At 52.7% G+C, this 18143-nt stretch carries 10 protein-coding genes; 9 read left to right on the top strand and 1 reads right to left on the bottom strand.

Translation table 11 applies throughout. The features are described from left to right. Nucleotides 1-66 precede the first annotated feature (66 nt). Nucleotides 67-879: a mechanosensitive ion channel family protein gene (locus PI86_RS13805; protein WP_039323397.1), complete on the bottom strand. Its 813-nt coding sequence runs from the start codon at nt 877-879 to the stop codon at nt 67-69. A 369-nt stretch (nt 880-1248) separates the two neighbouring features. Here PI86_RS13805 and PI86_RS13800 point away from each other — a divergent pair, with 369 nt between their 5' ends. From PI86_RS13800 to PI86_RS17165, 9 genes are all read left to right on the top strand, one after another. Beyond that, on the top strand, nt 1249-2052 hold the full coding sequence (locus PI86_RS13800; protein ID WP_052319455.1) for an ABC transporter permease: 804 nt from the start codon (nt 1249-1251) through the stop codon (nt 2050-2052). After that, the gene (locus tag PI86_RS13795; protein ID WP_039323394.1) at nt 2049-2711 is read left to right on the top strand and encodes an ABC transporter ATP-binding protein; all 663 of its coding nucleotides are present in this window, start codon (nt 2049-2051) and stop codon (nt 2709-2711) included. Before PI86_RS13800 ends, PI86_RS13795 begins: the two co-directional genes overlap by 4 nt. Beyond that, nucleotides 2704-3810 carry an LPS biosynthesis protein gene (locus tag PI86_RS13790; RefSeq protein ID WP_039323391.1) on the top strand — a complete coding sequence of 369 codons (1107 nt, stop codon included), beginning with the start codon at nt 2704-2706 and terminating at the stop codon, nt 3808-3810. The genes PI86_RS13795 and PI86_RS13790 overlap by 8 nt, the downstream gene beginning before the upstream one ends. Nucleotides 3811-3947: 137 nt before the next feature. Further along, nucleotides 3948-5729 (top strand): polysaccharide biosynthesis/export family protein, encoded by a 1782-nt coding sequence (locus PI86_RS13785; RefSeq protein WP_039323388.1) that lies wholly within the window; start codon nt 3948-3950, stop codon nt 5727-5729. Nucleotides 5730-5860: 131 nt separating this feature from the next. Further along, nucleotides 5861-7045 carry a non-hydrolyzing UDP-N-acetylglucosamine 2-epimerase gene (wecB, locus tag PI86_RS13780; protein WP_039323385.1) on the top strand — a complete coding sequence of 395 codons (1185 nt, stop codon included), beginning with the start codon at nt 5861-5863 and terminating at the stop codon, nt 7043-7045. Nucleotides 7046-7141: 96 nt separating this feature from the next. Beyond that, a complete protein-coding gene (gene wecC, locus PI86_RS13775; RefSeq protein WP_039323382.1) occupies nt 7142-8410 on the top strand; it encodes a UDP-N-acetyl-D-mannosamine dehydrogenase in 1269 nt (422 codons plus the stop codon). 71 nt (nt 8411-8481) lie between these two features. After that, the gene (locus PI86_RS13770) at nt 8482-14286 is read left to right on the top strand and encodes an FkbM family methyltransferase (RefSeq protein WP_082012241.1); all 5805 of its coding nucleotides are present in this window, start codon (nt 8482-8484) and stop codon (nt 14284-14286) included. A gap of 175 nt (nt 14287-14461) precedes the next feature. After that, a complete protein-coding gene (locus tag PI86_RS17170) occupies nt 14462-16222 on the top strand; it encodes a polysaccharide deacetylase family protein (RefSeq protein WP_161792369.1) in 1761 nt (586 codons plus the stop codon). A gap of 147 nt (nt 16223-16369) precedes the next feature. After that, nucleotides 16370-18097: a hypothetical protein gene (locus PI86_RS17165; protein ID WP_152608110.1), complete on the top strand. Its 1728-nt coding sequence runs from the start codon at nt 16370-16372 to the stop codon at nt 18095-18097. The last annotated feature ends 46 nt before the right edge of the window (nt 18098-18143 follow it).

Raw genomic sequence — 18143 nt, 5'->3', positions numbered from 1 at the left:
AGCTAGGGCTCTCGAGGGTTTTTTCTAGTGCTAAAAATTAACCAAACGCAGGTCGGTATTAGAAGGTCAGGTTGTGCGATGCGAGATCGGCGTTTCGGGCGTCGGGTATTGCGCGTCGCGGAATGTGTCGAGGATCGCGCGGTTTGTGTCGCAGTACACCTGCCAGTAGTTTGCCGGCTGCGTGGACGGGCGCACGAACAACAGAGGGCCTTCCGGCGTGAACTGCAACACGCCGACGTCCGGGGCCGGAGTCGTCAGCACGTTCGGGATATTCTTTACCGCTTCCTTCAGGCGGTTGATCGCGTCGACCGCGTCGACGCCGTTCGCGATCTTCGCAGTCAGGTCAACGCGGCGGTACGCCGTCGCGCTGTAGTTCGCGATGTTGTCCGAGAAGATCTTGTTGTTGCCGACGATCGTCACGATGTTGTCCGCGGTGATGATCGTCGTGCCGAACAGGCCCAGTTCCTTCACTGTGCCGGTGACCCCACCGGCGTTGATCACGTCACCGATCTTGAACGGTCGCAGCACCTGCATGAATACGCCGGCCGCGAAGTGCGCGAGCAAGCCGCCCCAGGCCGTGCCGATCGCGAGACCGAGACCGGCGAGGAGGGCGGCGAAGGACGTAGTCTGCACGCCGAAGATCTGCAGGATCGCGAGGATCAGCAGGATTGTCAGGAGGACGCTGACGACTGAGGTCAGGTAGTCGGCGAGGGTTGGATCGACTTTGCCGCTGTGTTGTACGAGCTTGCCGAGCAGGCGCGACCCGATGCGGATTGCCCAACGGCCGACGAACCAGAGGACGATGGCTGCGAGGAGATTGAGGCCGAAGTCCAGGCCGCGGGTCATCAGGAATTGCTGGGCGGTTTCGAGGTTCAGCATGGGGGGGGGCTCCGTGGTGACTTGTAAGGAAGCGGGGCGATGGAGAGCGATGCCATTTTATTACGGGATTTTACGAGATATTGTTTCGACAAATAGACTTGCCGGGCGGCGGAGCCACGGTGGATGGGGCTCGCGCGGGTGGTGGTTCTACTTCCTGTCATAGAAGGATGGTTCGGGTGTCGCAAGCATGTATAAAACAGTTAAAAGTTTTAAAAGTAAGTAAGTTTTCGCATCTGTAAACTGGTACAATGCGGCGCCTCGGTGGTAATGCCGAGGGCAAATGTAGGCCATTTTCGGGGTTGCGCGGGACGTCGAAGTGCGTCCATTGTGCGCGGAGCGTAAACAGAAAAAGAGGAACCGGGGTTGCATATGGGCGAGCCGTCAAACGGAGGCTCCAGGCTGAGCGAGGCGTTCTCCATTCAACGACGAGTTGTATATGCACTCTTCTTGCGTGAACTGAAGACCCGGTTCGGCAAGCATCGGCTCGGCTATTTGTGGATATTTCTCGAGCCGGCCGTGCACATGCTCATCTTGTTCGCGCTTCTGGGGCTGATCGCGAAGCACGCAATGCCGGGCATTTCCTTCCCTGTATTTTTGATTTGCGGCTTAGTGCCGTATTTCATGTTCGTCAATATCGCCTTGCGCTCGTTGAATGCGCTAGAGGCGAATCTTGGGCTACTTAGCTATCGGCCAGTGCATCCACTGGATACATTGATTGCGCGAGCTGGCCTCGAGTGCATTATTAGCGTCTCTGTATTTGTTGTCCTGCTCGTGATTCTCGGTTTGACCGGGCAAGGGGTTCAATTAGGTAATATTCCTGAGCTTGTTGCAATTTGGGGGGTGTTGGTATTGCTCGGATTGGGGGTTGGTATTATTTTCTTGGTGATCGGTCACGAATTCCCGGTCAGCGAGAAAGTGATTCCGCTTTTCATGCGTCCACTGTACTTCACAAGTGCGGTGATGTATCCGATTACTGGTATCCCTGTCGAGTATCGCGGTTGGATAATGTGGAATCCACTCGCTCACGCATTTGAATTGTTAAGGCATACGATTGTGCCAGCGTATGCGGTCGAGAACGTTAGTCTCGGATATATGACCTTTTGCGCGCTTGCAATTCTTTTTGTTGGCCTTGCGGTGTATAAAGCTCGCGAACCATCCTTGTTGCGATCATGATTCGTCTCGAGAAGATTACAAAATCGTACAAGACGCCGTCGGGGCGACATTACGTTTTCAAGGACGTAGATATCGAAGTTCCTTCCGGGAAAAGTATCGGATTGATCGGCCGCAATGGAGCAGGCAAGAGTACATTGCTCAACATCATTGGTGGCATCGACAGGCCAGATCGCGGTCGAGTGGTGACAAACAAGCGCATATCCTGGCCGGTCGGTCTTGCGAACGGATTTCAGAGCAGCATGACGGGGCGTGAGAACGTCAAATTTGTCGCGCGTCTTTATGCGAGCAAAGATGAGCTGGCGGACAAAGTGCGCTTCGTTGCTGATTTTTGCGACCTCGGCAGATTTTTCGACATGCCGATTCGCAGTTATTCGACTGGTATGCGGGCTCGACTGGGCTTTGGCCTGTCAATGGCCTTTGATTTCGACTACTACGTGATCGACGAGGTGACGGCGGTCGGTGATGCTGTTTTCAGAAAGAAAGGTGAGGCGCTGATGGAGTCCAAGCGAACCGTCAGTCAGTTCATTTTTGTTTCGCATGGTCTCGACGAAGTAAGTCGACTTTGTGATGTCGGACTGTTGATCGGCAATGGAAAGGTCGAATATTACTCGGACGTGAACGAAGCAATCGAAGTCTACAAGCAAGAAAACAATGTCTGAATGGTTGAGTAAGCTGCGCAAGCATCCGCTACAGGTATCGCTTATTGCTGTACCTCTCATCGTTTGCGGCTTGTATCTCGGGGTGGTTTCCCGCGATCGTTACGTTAGTGAATCGTTAGTGTTGGTGAAAGATTCGGGGCGATCAGTCGGCGCAGGGCTGAATATTCAGGCCCTGTTGGGTGGAGGGGGCGACGCTTCAGCGCGGGACGACGCGACCGTGCTCAAAGAGTATATCGAGTCTCCGGACATGCTTGCGAAAATTGATGCACGGCTGAATTTAAGGCAAGCGTTCGGTCACGTCGGGCTGGATCTGTTCAACAGGCTTTCGCCAGATGCGACGCGTGAAGAAATGTTGAAGTATTACCAGCGTCGAGTCAGTGTAGATGTTGATGACAAAACTGGCATCGCGACGATTCGCACCCAAGGAATGTCACCCGAGTTTGCACAAAAATTCAATCGGGCACTTCTCGGTGAAAGTGAGTCGTTTCTGAATGAGCTGTCGCACCGCATTTCTCGAAATGACATGCAGTTCGCGCGAGAAGAAATCGATCGCTCGTACGATGAGGTGAAGGGGGCGCGCGACGCGGTCATTGCGTTCGAAAACAAGACCGGAATGCTGGATCCGACAGCAAGCGCCGAAGCGGGCGGCCGGATGGTGGTAGAGATGCAGGCAAAGCAGGCTGAACTCGAGGCGGAGCTGCGAAACTTGTTGACATACATGAACGAAGATGCACCGCCTGTCGTCGCCAAGCGAAATGCGCTGTCGTCGCTTACTGCGCAAATTGCGGTCGAAAAGGCCAAGCTCAGTGCGCCCGGTGACGGCAAGATGAACCGTACGGCCGCGCAATATGCGGAGCTCAAGGCTCGCCTGCAGTTTGCGACAGACTTGTACAAGGTTTCGTTGTCGACCTTCGAAAAGGCGCGAATTGAATCGTCTCACAAGGCCAAGAGTCTTTCGGTGATTGTGACGCCAAATTTGCCGGAAGAAGCAGAGTATCCGCGCAAGCTTCACATTCTGGCGTCTCTTGTGGTTGGCTTGTTGTTGTTATTTGGCGTAATCAGACTGACGCAGGCGATCATCGAAGATCACAGGACGTAACGTTGGCGATTTGAGGGTGTGGTGTTGCTGGTGCTGGCGGCATTGCGCCCATCTGAATGAGGGCTCAGCGGCTCAATCGTCGCTGCCGCTACCGGGCTAGCGGAAATATGTGGCCGTCGACGACTATATGAATTCAAATGATCAATTTATCGAGAAACCGGAAGGCAATAGCGGCGCTAGCTTTGAGCGCTGCGAGCGTGAGTGCTTGGGCTGCGGTTACCGACTCGCTATTCGGGATATCGGCGAGCGAAAGTGACACCAGTTCAACGTCGCCTAAGGCCTCTATCGGAAACGGCCAGTCGACCGGTTTCAGCTATAGCCCCGATGATTTGACGGCCGCATCACTTGCACTCCAAAGCGTAAAGTTTTCGCGCCAGCAAACGGGACCCGGCGGTGCTGCTCCGAGCCCGGTCGATGTCACGGTTGCGCCCCAAGTGCCGAACAGCATGTTCGGCTCGCAATTATTTGGTGGAACCTTCCACAACAGTCGGGGTACCGGCTTCAATCCGGGTTACCAGGTCAGTATCGGAGACACCGTAACGCTGCGCATGTGGGGGGCGTTCGCGTTCGACGGTCAACTGATTGTCGATCCACAAGGCAATATTTTTGTACCGAATGTCGGGCCTGTCGGAGTGGCGGGTGTCCGTAACGCTGATCTGAACGGACGCGTGCTTGCTGAAGTGCGCAAGGTCTACAAAGCAAACGTGAATGTATACGCGAGCCTGGACGTTGCACAACCCGTGAAGGTGTATGTCACGGGGTACGTCAAGCAACCCGGCATGTATGGTGGCATCGCCTCGGAAAGCATTCTGTCTTATATCGACAAGGCTGGCGGTGTCGACGTCGACCGCGGGAGTTATGTCGATGTGATGGTCAAGCGTGGTGGCGTGGTGCGCAAGCACTTCAATCTATATGACTTTCTGCTCAATGGCGTGATCGAACAGTTGCAATTGGCCGACGGTGACGTGATCGTCGTGGGGCCGCGTGAGCACGTCTTCACGGTTCGCGGCGAAGTCTACAACGCCTATGACTTCGAGTTTGCGACATCCGTGATTACGCTTCAGCAGGCTTTGGCGGTTGCGCGGCCAAAGCCGGGAGCGACGCACGTCAGCATCGTGCGTCGGCAGGGCAGCGAGAAAACGAGCGAGTACTACCCGATCTCTGAAGCGGCGAATGTCAAGTTGAATGACGGTGATCAGTTGATTGTCACGTCAGACCGCTACGCCGGCACGATCCAGGTGCGTGTCGAAGGCGCGCATTCCGGCGAACATGCGCTGGTGTTGCCGTACGGCTCGACGATGCAGCAAGTCCTGAGTCAGATCCGGGCCAATCCGTTGTCGCGCGTGGACGAGGCGCAGTTGTTCCGCAAGTCGGTAGCTGATCGGCAAAAGGAAATGTTGGCCGTCGAGCTCCAGAAGCTCCAGGAAGCCGCATTGTCGGCACCGTCTGCGACGAGCGAAGAAGCGAACTTGCGAGCGAAGGAAGCGGAGAGCATCACAAAGTTTGCCGCGCTTGCCAGCAAGACCGATTTCAAGGGGCAAGTCGTTCTCAACGAGCAGACGATGGGGAGTGTCATCCTCGAGGATGGCGACGTCATCAATATCCCCGAACGAACCAGCGTTGTCATGGTGCATGGAGAGGTGCTCTTCCCGAATGCCGTCGAATGGCAGTCGGACATGACGGCGAACGACTACATCTCGCATGTTGGCGGCTACACGCAGAAGGCCGACAACAGCAAGATCGTTGTGATTCACCAGAACGGCAAGGCTGAACTTGCCGAAGGTGGTACGAAGATTGCTGCAGGTGACGAATTGATGGTGTTGCCGAAGGTTAAATCGAAGAGCATCGAGATCACCCGCGGGATTACCCAGATCCTGTATCAGCTGGCAGTTGCTGCAAAGGTGATTTTCTGGTGGTAACTGGTGGGACGTTACGTTACGCGGTTACGTATCGCGTAACGTAACAATAAGAGGGCCGCGTTGCGTTCCGGCACGAGCGCATCTCGGCAGTTTGCCCTAGGCCGGGCTTACACAAGAGCAATAAATTAATCATGAAAATTCTGACCGTGTTTGGCACGCGGCCAGAGGCGATCAAGATGGCGCCGCTGGTGCATGCGCTTAGGGGGAAGCCGGGTGTGGAATGTCGCGTTTGCGTCACCGCGCAGCACCGGCAAATGTTGGATCAAGTCCTTGAATTATTTGAGATAACGCCGGACTACGACCTGAATCTGATGAAGGCGGGGCAGACACTCCAGTCAATAACTTGCGATATCGTGAGCGAGATCACACCCGTTCTCGAGTCGTTTCGACCGGACTATGTGCTTGTGCATGGTGATACGACCACAACGTTCGCGAGCGCATTGGCGGCGTTCTATCTGAAGATCAAGGTCGGACATATCGAGGCAGGGTTGCGTAGCGGCGACATGTATTCGCCTTGGCCGGAAGAGGGGAATCGCAAACTCACTGGCCAGCTTGCCGACATTCATTTTGCACCGACTGACGCATCGCGAGAAAATCTGCTAGCGGAGCGCGTGCATGATGAAGACATCATCGTGACGGGCAATACAGTCATCGATGCGTTGTTGACCGTCACTCAGCGCCTCGATAGAGACGTTATGCTGCAACGCCAAATGCGCGACGCATTTCCGATGCTGCGTGCGGGGCGTCGCATGGTGCTCGTGACGGCTCACCGGCGCGAGAATTTTGGCGATGGCATCCGGAATATTTGTCGTGCGATCCGCCAACTCGCAGCTCAATATTCGGACGTCGATTTCGTCTATCCGATCCATTTGAATCCGCAAGTTAAGCTACCCGCCGAAGAAATCCTCGCGGATATTGCGAACGTTCACTTGCTGAATCCCCAGGAATACCTTCCATTTGTCTATCTGATGTCGCGCTCGACAATAATCCTGACCGATTCGGGCGGGATTCAGGAGGAAGCGCCGTCGCTTGGCAAACCCGTACTCGTCATGCGTGATACGACGGAGCGACCTGAAGCCGTTGCTGCAGGCACGGTGCGTTTGGTCGGCGCGGACAGCCATCGGATCGTTGCGGCCTGTCGCGAACTGCTGGACGACCCCGTGCGTTACGAAGAAATGGCGCGTGCGCACAATCCTTATGGGGATGGACGAGCGTGTGAGCGCATTGTTAAGCAACTCGCAGGCGGCAACGACAATCAACGTGGGAATTGGTCGACATCGATGGCGTTTGGAGTCGTGCAGACTGTCGCTGGTTGAACTCGCAATAGCAGAGCGCACGGCTTGTCTATCTATCCGCTACTGGCCAGGAGACGATGGCTTGCCGCACGCCCAACAGATCATCAAGGACGTTCCGTGAAACACCCCATCCAAACTATCTCGGTCATCGGGCTGGGCTACATCGGTTTGCCGACCGCAGCAGTGCTCGCTTCGCGAAAGATCAAGGTAATCGGCGTCGATATCGACCAGCACGCCGTCGATACGATTAACCGAGGCGAAATTCATATCGTCGAGCCGGAACTCGACATCGTCGTCCACGCAGCCGTTACGGAAGGGTGGCTGCGTGCGACCACGCAACCGGAAGCCGCAGACGCTTTCATGATTGCCGTGCCGACGCCTTTTCATGGCAATTTCGAGCCGGATCTATCGTATGTGAAGGCCGCGAGCGAATCGATCGCGCCGGTTCTCAAGAAGGGCGACATCGTGATTCTGGAGTCGACATCACCTGTCGGCACGACGGAGCAAATGGTCGAATGGCTGGCGAAAGCGCGTCCGGATCTCGTATTCCCGAGCAAGGATCGGGACGAATGTGATGTATACGTTGCCTATTGCCCGGAACGGGTACTGCCCGGCCACGTCATCCGGGAATTGATCGAGAATGATCGCGTCATTGGCGGTATCAACAGTGTTTCCGCCGTACGCGCGCAAGAGGTTTACCGGACCTTCGTTGACGGTCAACTTCATATTACGGATGCTCGCACCGCCGAGATGTCGAAGCTAACGGAAAATGCCTTCCGGGATGTCAATATTGCTTTTGCAAATGAGCTCTCGCTCATCTGTGACAAGCTCAATATCAACGTCTGGGAACTGATCAACATCGCGAACCATCATCCGCGGGTCAACATCCTGCAACCGGGCCCTGGGGTTGGCGGCCACTGCATCGCGGTTGATCCTTGGTTCATCGTCAACAAGACCCCTGATCAGGCGCGATTGATTCGACAGGCGCGAGAGGTTAACGATGCTAAACCACGTTGGGTGATCAACAAGGTTCGGGCAGGGATCGAGTCGCTCTGTACTGCCGGAAAATTGCAACGAAATATCAAGATTGCTTGCTTTGGACTCGCATTCAAACCAAATATCGACGATTTGCGTGAAAGCCCGTCTCTTGGCATCACACAAAAGCTCGCAGACGCCTATCCGGGGCAAGTCATCGCTGTCGAGCCCCACGTGCAAACGATCCCGAGTGAACTGGGCGCGAGTGGCGTGCAATTGGTCGATCGAGATGAGGCGCTAAGGCAAGCGGATGTGCTCGTCATGCTTGTCGATCATGCGTGCTTCAAGGAGGTCAAACCCGCCCTGCGTACGGATCAGCGGCTGGTCGATGCAAAGGGCATCTGGTCCTGAGATGGGCATGTGGCTGTCCGCCAAACTTGGTGGAAAGGCGAATTTAAACTAAAAGAGGTAAGGAAGTCGGTATGAGCGTGAACGTCGAATCAGACGACAGCTACTGTGAACTGCATGTCGAAAACACGTTTTACAGGATACTGCTTCCTCACGCTCAGACTGACTATATCCAGGGAAAGATCAATACAGAAGGCAAACCCTACGAGCTCGCCATGCTAGAGGATATGGCCTCGCGTGTGCAGCCGGGGGAGTTGGTTCTCGACATTGGTGCGAATATCGGAAACCACGCACTCTATATGGCCATGGTGCGTGGTAGCAAAGTTGTCGCGTTCGAACCGAACGCGGAACTTTGTGCTGCGCTACGCCTGAGCGCCGATGAGAACGACGCCAGCGAGCGCCTGACTGTAAAGCAATGTGCTGTTGGTGCTGAACGCGGAAAGGGGCGATTTGCTGAACTGTACGTCGACAATCTCGGCGCGCAGTCCGTGGAGGTTGGACAGGGGGATATCGAGATCGTCTCGCTCGACTCGCTCGCCTTCGACCAACCCGTCAAGTTGATCAAGATCGACGTCGAAGGCATGGAGTTCGATGTCCTGCATGGTGCGATCAAGCTTTTGGAACGCAACCGCCCGTTGATCTATGTAGAGTGCGTTGACGAAGAGCATTTTTCGAAGGTGGCCGAGTACTTGGCCGAGCTTGGCTATTGCTATTGGGAAACCTTCAACGCGACGCCAACACATCTATTCGTTCCGAACGAGCAGGCTCCACTCGACCTGCGTTTTTCCCGTCTTCATACAGCGATAGCACGCGGTATTTATCAGACCGCGTTTCAATTAAAAGAGACGCAGAAGAAGCTCGACGAGGCGAATAAGAAGTATCGTTTTGTGACGGAGCAGGTCGCACAATACAAGTTGCAGATTAGCGATATGGCTGCGACGAAGGTCGCGCTCGAAACTGATCTGGTCAACGTAAAACTGCGATTTGACGCAGTGAATGTTGATCATCGCAATGCCGAGGAGCGCGTTGCCGGTCTGAAGGCACAAATGGATGCGAATCTGGCTGCACTGGAGATTGCGCGTCACGAACTGAGCGAGGCGCAGGACGCTGCTTCCGAGTCAGGGCAGCGTTTGACCGAAACCGAACGAGAGTTGTCTATCAGCCGCGCGCTTGCGACGCAGGCAGACGCGGACGCAAAGGCCCGCCTCGACGACTGGCAGCAGTGGGGGGCCGAACTGCAGGCCCGTACTGGAGCGGAACAAGGAAGACTGCAAGAGGAAACGGCCGAGGTTCGGCGTCGCCTCGAAGAGGCACTGGTAAACTTCCATGGTGCTGTAAGTGATGGCCGCGTCCTCGAAATGCAGGCGCTGTCACTTCAAGCGGAGTTGAGCCGAGTCCAGGCCGATCGCGATCGCGTGCAGAAGCAATTAGCAACGCTACACGCCAAACAGGCAAATCTTGCAGCGCGATCAGAGAAACTTTCAGCCGAATTGACCGAGCAGCGGGCGGCCCAATTAGTCACGGCCGCGGAAAACGAACGCGAGCGCGCGCTGCTGACGGCCGAAATTGCCACGCTGAGAAATTCGAGCGGAAGCCAGTCGAGCGAAATTATACGGCTGACCGCAGAAATCGAAGCGTTGAATGCGTCCTTGGCTCGTATGGAGAGCCAACACGTTAAAGAACTGGATTCACTGCGGCTCGAGTGTGGCCAATATGGTGCTCAACTCGCTGAGTTGCAGGCAGAGCGAACAGCGCAGACCAAGGTCATCGAGCAATTGAGCGCTGAAACCCAACAGTTGCGTCACGCCCACGAAGTTGTGTGTGACAAAAACACGGCCTTGGAAGTGCAACTCGCACGCCGAGCAGACGATGAGATTCAACTAAATCGCGATGTAACCAAGCTCACGGCGGCGTTGGATGAATTGAATGCATTGCGCAAGCAGGAAGGCGCGGAGTTTCAACAGTTCCGAGCGGATGCCGAGGCTGAGATTGATCTGCTCGAGTCGACGGGACGTGCTCGTTCCGAGCAAATCGACCATCTGACAGAGGACGTGAAGATTCTCGAGACGGAGCTCGCGCGGCGAAGTGAGAAAGTCAGTCGCCTTGCTGAAGAAATGGACGCCGTGCGAGACTCGGCGAAGCAGCAAGAACTACAACACGCGAATAGTCTTTCAGAGCTCAAGAAAAAACTCGGCACGCTGGAAGTGGCGCATACGGACCATGAGGCAGAGCGTCAGGAACTCAAATCGACGCTCTCGGTTCTGCGCTCGGAGAGCAAAGCAAGTTCTGCAGCGCATGAGCGGATCAAGTTGGATGCCGTCCGTCACAAGGTGGCGCTGACGGAAGCAAATGTGCAGGTCGAGCGCTTGCGACAACAGGTCGTTGCGGCAAATCAGCAAGTTCTCCGAACAAAGAATACGCTGTCCTTTCAGTTGGGACATGCGTTGATATTTGGCACCAAATCCTGGCGCGAATTTGTGGCGCTACCTGTCAAGCTGTGGACAATTCACAAATTGGCCAAGCAGCGGCGCGATGAGCGAATTGCCAAGGGGCCAAAATCGACCGAAGTGAAATCAGTCGCGATTGCCGTCACGGCTCCCAACCGGATCGAAGCCGTCGAGCGCGTGGCTGACGCGGCGCGAGCTCGATTGCAGGGGCTACACGACGACAACGGTCAACAGTTGATACATCGCATGAAGCTGCTCAAGGTCGCGGCGATCATGGACGAGTTTACTTTCGGATCCTACGATCCGGAATGCAATTTGCTGCAGCTTACGCCGACACATTGGCAAAGTGAGTTGAGTGCGTTCAATCCGGATATGCTGTTCATCGAATCGGCTTGGCGAGGAAAGGACGATCTGTGGGGCAGCAAGGTCGGCCACAAGAGCCAAGAGGTCGTCAACATCGTCGAGTGGTGTCGCGATCATAAAATTCCGACAATATTCTGGAACAAGGAAGATCCCGTCCATTTCGAGACATTTTTGTCTACAGCGAAACTCTTTGACTTCATCTTCACGACGGATATCGATTGTATTCATCGATATAAATCCGCGCTGGGGCATGATCGGGTCTATTTTCTGCCGTTTGCCGCGCAGCCGCTCGTCAATAATCCAATCGAGAAGTACGAGCGGAAAGATGCTTTCTGTTTCGCAGGTGCGTACTATTCCCGTTACCCTGAGCGTACGCGCGATCTCGGGAATTTCATCGTCAATTTGCCAGAATATCGGCCGTTGGAAATTTACGACAGAAATTACGGAAAAGACGATCCTAATTATAAGTTTCCTATTGAATATCAGCCATTTATTGTCGGAAATCTTCCGTATTCCGAAATTGACAAGGCGTACAAGGGATATAAGTTCGCAATCAATCTGAACTCGATCAAGCAATCGCAATCGATGTTCGCGCGCCGTGTTTATGAGCTACTGGCGTCCAACACGATCACGGTGAGTAATTTCTCGAGAGGCGTTCGCTTGATGTTCGGGGACCTGGTTGTCACAAGTGATAGCGGTTTGGAAATTCGCCGCCGACTAGAATCGCTCGCGGGAGATGATGTCGGGGTGCGAAAACTGCGATTGGGTGCATTGCGAAAAGTAATGAGCGAGCATACGTATCAGGATCGGCTCGCATACATGATATCGAAAGTCAGTGGCGAAACTCTGCCATCTCTGCTGCCACAGATCGTAGTGACTGGTTACGCGAAAGATCAATTGCAGGCGGATCGTCTCCTGCAGGCATTTGCGCGGCAGCGGTACAAGCACAAGACCTTGATACTTGTCGTGCCTGATCAGTTCAGCCCCTCGGGGGTGGAGGGAAGTGCAGTACGTGTGCTGTCTGCGATTGAATCGGACACCATTACATTGCCTGCGCTTGCGTCACCCACTGCATGGCTATCCGTTATGGTCGCAGATGATCATTATGGTGAAAATTATCTAACGGATCTTGCACTTGCTACGCGTTACTCGAATGCGCATGCGATTGGCAAGGTTGCACAGTACGTGTGGTCGAACAATAAAGGTCTGTCGCTTACTCAAGGCAATGCAGCCTATACACCTGTTAAGGCCATCGCGGCACGAGCGGGTATGGCACGTCTCGATACATTATCGAGTGTGACACTTCGCGACTGGGTGAGAGAGTTATATACCGCGCAGTTCACAGACGATGCTAGTTTTGCGATAGACGAGTTCAATTACTGTAGGAGTGGCGTCGCGCTCGATGACGCTAGCCGTGCATTCGTCGACGACGCTGATTTGCCTAATCAGGGACTGACGTTGGCCGAAATGCAGATGCGCGCGGAAGCTATAGAGCCAGAGCAAGTGGACAGCACGGCACTTCCTCAACTTCGGGGAGGCGACTTGGCATCGCTATTAACGAAGCCGCCTGCAGATAGTCGTGTCTCGATGGTTGAGCGTGGCGGATGCCTGGAAGTCGACTCGACATTGTCGGATGGAACCCACGAGTACTGGTATGCGAACCGCGATTTCGAACCGTCAGAACTCTCCGTTAGTGATGGACATTTGAAGTTCCATCTGGAGGTCTCACCGGGCTTGAACCTTCAGATCGTCGTGCTGTTCCTCGATGGCAAGAAAGGGCGTATTGGCCATGTGGTCAAACCGGCGAATCGCAATCAGGATATTGAACTGCCTGCGGACACTGCGTATCTGCGAATCGGCCTGCGTGTCTATGCAAGCGGTTCGGCGCGAGTCCAATCGTTGCTCCTCGGTCATCGTTCACTCCTGCCGGCAGACGTGTTTGCACAAGGTCGGCACCTTGTACTGACGAACCACTATCCATCGTATGACGATCTATATCGGAATGGATTCGTACATAGTCGAGTGAGAGCTTATCGAGCTCGCGGTGTTCGCTGCGATGTCTTCCGCTTCCGTGCAGACCAAATGGCGGAATATCAAGAGTTCGAAAATACCGATGTTATGACGGGTGGTGCTGACGTCTTGAATCGATTGCTTGAGACGGGCCAATACCGCTCGGTGCTTGTGCATTTTCTCGATGAGTCGATGTGGAACGTGCTGCAGCGTTATGCCGACCAACTCAAAATTGTTGTGTGGTTACATGGTGCTGATATTCAGAGCTTTCATCGTCGGGCATTCCTTTATGACAATGCAGAGGCACGTAATGCGGCAATGGCAAAGGGGGAGCAGCGAAATGTGTTTTGGCGCCGTGTTCTCGAATCCATGCCGCCATCGATGCATTTAGTATTCGTGTCGCAATATCTGGCCGATACGGCCATGGAAGACCTTGCGATTACGTTGCCGAAGGAAAAGTACAGTGTCATCCATAACCCAATTGATGTCGGGATGTTCGATTATGTCCCTAAAGACGCTGAGCAACGTATGAAAGTTTTGTCGATTCGCCCGTATGCATCTCGTGTGTATGCGAATGATCTGAGCGTGAAGGCCGTTCTTGACCTGTCAAAGAAATCATTTTTCAAGAAAATGAAATTCCTATTTGTCGGCGACGGGCCGTTGTTTGACGAGACGCTGGAGCCGCTCAGAGCATTCGAGAACGTCGAGATTCAGAGGCGGTTTCTGAGTCAACCAGAGATCGCGGCGCTCCATAAAGAGTATGGGATCTTTCTCTGCCCATCACGCATGGACACGCAAGGAGTATCTCGTGATGAGGCGATGGCGTCAGGTTTGGTGCCAGTGACAAATGCTGTCGCAGCGATTCCTGAATTCACTGATGGTAACTGCGCAATTTTGGCGGAGTCTGAAAGTGCGGTCGGTCTTTCTGGAGGCATTGAAAGATTGCATAATAATCCAGACCAATTCTTGCTCGCAAGCGAAAGCGCCGCTGGGCGTGTGCGTCGACAATCTTCGCTAAATATTGTGCTTGATAAGGAGCTGGGCGTAATCGCGCAATAATGTATTTTCGTTACTTGGTGTGAAATTCGTCGTTAGATTGATATGGGGCCATCAGTTTTATGATGACGGGTGACGAAAGGGCGGCTGGTTGCTGGATGGATCGCGGTGCGACGAGATTTCATGTGCGAATTCACATGATAATTGGTCAGAAAATTGGGGGTGGTTGATGAGAAAAATGATTCTAAAGCTCGATGATATTGGGCACGATTCACACAAACCGACGTTTGACATCGTCTCTTGGGCGCTCTATAAGAAAATCCCGATTTCAATTGGCACAATCGGGCGTCATTTGTTTAATGCTCCAGCCGAGCTGATCTTGATCCTGCGGACAGGAATCGAGTTGGGAATGGTGGAGATCTGGAATCACGGATTTTCTCATATTCGATACGACAATGCGACGATTGCTCAGTTGCTCGATGATCTCGTAAGGGGGCACGAGGCAATTCGTGACACTCTTAATATCGATGCTTGTGGATTTGGATTTCCCTACAATAAATTCAATGATGCGGCATTGTTCGAGGTGCGCCAGCGATTCGAAAATTACTTCGTTTATGAGGTTGATTTTCCTGGGTATCGACAGTTTACGCCGGAATACAATGTATTTGCTGATGGGCAGCCGAACCTAATGGCCTTTCATGAGCGACTGGCGCGCGCCGGGGCTGACCAATCAATTATCGTGCAAGCTCACCCGCCGCGGTGGTCTGATGGGGGCATTGATAATTTAATTCAATGCGTGGAGTATGCAATCAGTAACGGCGGATTTGTGTGCGTGACCGCCGAACAGGCGCTGATTGATGATCGTGTTGATCGGGAGGTGTCCGTCTTAAATCAGCCATTGAAGAATCTGGTGAATGGTGCTGAGTCGATGGTTTCCAAATGGCGAGATGATGTATCTAAATACGCCAAACAGATCGGTGGATTTGAGTCATATCTTGTTCCGAAATTTGAATCTGAGAGCGTTCGGAATTGCGTCCAAATAAGCAGAAGGCTTTTTCCATTTAAGCCAAAAAAAATATTGGATGTAAGGTCTGGTTTTGGAAATTGGTCGATCGGGTTTGCGCTTTCTGGCGGGGATGTAAAGCTAACTTTAAATGAGACAAACGCATTTTTTGCTGGAAGCTTGCGCGATGTGACGAAGGAGTTGTCTTGTAATGACAATATCGTTGTTGATGAAAGAAATTTGCTTGCTCTTCGTGATAACGAATTGAATTCTTTCGGTGGCGTGGATTTTGTGGTCTGCGGTTCATTTAATTATTTGGACCCAATTTCGTTGTTCAAGCTGGCGAATCGATGTGTTGAACACGAAGGTCGCCTCTTGCTTGTTGTTCAAACCGAGGGTTTTGATGATTTGCGTTTGGATGCCGCGGTAAAAAATAAGAATCGGTCCGCGGTATCGGAGGTGTTTGCGAGTAAATTCTCGATGCTGATGCGTAGGGAATATGGTGTGGTTACTACGGGCGTGCGCCATTTGTTTAATCGTCGCGAAGTCTCACTGCTGGCGCATATTTTTGATTTCGATCTGGTCGATACATTTATTCCAATGGCGGAGCTCGGGAAAAAGAGTCCGACATATGAGTGTTTGATTTTTAAGCGTGGGTTGAGTCGTAGGAAGGGATTGTTGGATAACAAGGAATGGCTCGGGAACTATCGGGCGGAGGTTGAGCGGATATTCGGAGAGAGAGCGCTGCGCGAAATCGATTTGCCGAGTTCAACTGGCACCGAAGGTTGCGAGTTTCCATTTAACTCTGATTGGAGTGCCCGCAGCGGCGCAAATCTTCCGGCGATGACAGTGGAAATTAAGGGTGCCATCGTTTCGCTCGGAAATGGATTGCCTGTTGGTGATCATATCGAGAGAGTTGAGAGTGCGACCGACTCCACTTCGATGTCAGAGTTTGTTTCGAAATTCAGAGATTGCTGTCGACGTATTGAGATGTGATCGGATTGAAGGCGCTGAAGAATGTCGCGACCTCAAGAGAGGGTAATTCGTTGTTGCAGCAGTAATTCATATTTTCGATAAATGTGTGGTAGACAGGCTTGGGGTTGTGGTGAATGGTCCGACTCATTAAAGGTTTGACGATATATGATGCTACATGCGGTACGGTTCCTCTTGTTGATGTGGCGTAATATCTCTCGACATTTCGTCCGTTCGCCATCCCAATGGATTGCCAGCGGACGGGTGGATCGGATAATTTTGCGACGTCCACATTCAGATGTTGAAATTCGAGTGCGTGCGGCGTCGCGGGCAGCGATCAAACTGAGTGCTAGATTCCTGGGTGATTTGTCCGGAGATCGAAATTTTATCCTGATTCTGGGCGGTGGCGCCCTTGATGAGACCAGTGTAGCCAATATGGGCTATGTTAAGTCACGAATCGGATACTACAAATATTTAAGTGAATTTGTTCGGGATGGGAGGCTGCTTGTCGATTTTGAAATCGACGAGAGGGTGGAGTCGATAAAATTCCAGATTTGGAATTTTGATGGGCCAGTTGTACTCGAAGATTTTCAAATCGAGTCTGATGTCGCAAAATTTAATTCTGAGAGGCTCGTCGCTTCACGCGAAGCCGTAACTCAGGCGATAGACGTAAGACCGGGTAATTATCCGGCAGTGAATTTCTTGCTGAGAAGACATAAGTGCGGCGCACATTGCATTTCTCATTGCGAGAAATGGCTTCGGTCCATGGATGCCGTCGCGCAAAGACACAAGAAGGCAAATTTTGGTCGGCGTGATATTTATATCTCGAGTGAGTTCGGCGAGTTAATCCCGGCTAATTTGCAAAATTCTGCGCCCGCGTTCTTGGTGATCCCGCAAACCACGGATGACTATCTGTTTGAGATCGGAGATAAATCCAGGAACATGCTTCGTAAGGCGAAGCGTATGGGGTATGTCTTTTCGGAAGTTGCCCCCGAAGGATACGAGGCGGATATTGTGGCGATTCGCACTTCGGATCCAATGCGACAAGGGAGGCCGATCCCTGAATACTATTATTCAAATCCGCCGCAATATGTCTTGAGCCCGAGCCCCGTTGGGTGTCAGTATCACACGGAGAAATTCTTTGGTGTGTTTCTCGACGGGAGGCTTGTCTCGTACATAACGGTGTTGATTTTTGGTGAATTTGCGCAAATAAATCAAATTCTATGCCATAAAGACCATGTGAAAAATGGCGTAATGAATTTGAATGTATTTAATGTTGTGGATGGGGTAATTTCCAATTATCCGTGGGTTAGGGCGATCAACTATCTATATATTGGAAGTGGCAGGGCTGGTATTGATGTATTTAAGGGTAGTGTTGGGTTTCGTGCGATTGATGTTGCGGTTTATGATAGCGTGTTGTGTGGGGGAGGGGCGTTCCCTCGGAAAAATCGGGAAAGGGTCGATGTCAATGTAGAAGCCAGAGGGAACTCCAGCCGACACAAAAGAAAACTTGAAAAAAGAGATTTCGTGTTCGAGAAAGTGTTGCCGGAAGCTGCCGCATCTCGAATAGAGGCGATGCTTGGGGGCGCTTGCGTTAACTTAGCCCCCCCAAAACTGGATGAATTTATTCGATTTTTCTCAAAAGAGATCGGCGAACTTGCCGAGCGGCACCCGGTCGGTACGTACTTCGCCGTGCCGTTCCCGTGTTCGGTGACGCAAGAAGAAAGCCCGGAAATTGCTGGATATCTGATGAAACGATTTAAGGGAAATCCAGTTCCTAAGGAAGGCTTCGAAACGGCATTTAAAGGGGGGCGATTGCGTGCTCTCGCCTTTTTTGCGCTCGAATGCGGGGGCGGAAATCCGAGGGATGGCATCTTGATTCTGGAAAAATTGGTGTGATGTCAAGGTGCGTGTGTAAGGCGCCGATTGTAATTTAATATTTCTG

Source organism: Burkholderia sp. A9, assembly GCF_000801975.1.
This window is presented reverse-complemented; position numbering and strand designations above follow the sequence as displayed.

Bases quoted from the DNA above. Each gene is read 5' to 3' on its own strand.
- PI86_RS13770 (WP_082012241.1), top strand. From the start codon at position 8,482: ATGAGCGTGAACGTCGAATCAGACGACAGCTACTGTGAACTGCATGTC.
- PI86_RS13805 (WP_039323397.1), bottom strand. From the start codon at position 879: ATGCTGAACCTCGAAACCGCCCAGCAATTCCTGATGACCCGCGGCCTG.
- PI86_RS13790 (WP_039323391.1), top strand. From the start codon at position 2,704: ATGTCTGAATGGTTGAGTAAGCTGCGCAAGCATCCGCTACAGGTATCG.
- PI86_RS17170 (WP_161792369.1), top strand. From the start codon at position 14,462: ATGATTCTAAAGCTCGATGATATTGGGCACGATTCACACAAACCGACG.
- PI86_RS13800 (WP_052319455.1), top strand. From the start codon at position 1,249: ATGGGCGAGCCGTCAAACGGAGGCTCCAGGCTGAGCGAGGCGTTCTCC.
- PI86_RS13785 (WP_039323388.1), top strand. From the start codon at position 3,948: ATGATCAATTTATCGAGAAACCGGAAGGCAATAGCGGCGCTAGCTTTG.
- PI86_RS13795 (WP_039323394.1), top strand. From the start codon at position 2,049: ATGATTCGTCTCGAGAAGATTACAAAATCGTACAAGACGCCGTCGGGG.
- wecB (WP_039323385.1), top strand. From the start codon at position 5,861: ATGAAAATTCTGACCGTGTTTGGCACGCGGCCAGAGGCGATCAAGATG.
- PI86_RS17165 (WP_152608110.1), top strand. From the start codon at position 16,370: ATGCTACATGCGGTACGGTTCCTCTTGTTGATGTGGCGTAATATCTCT.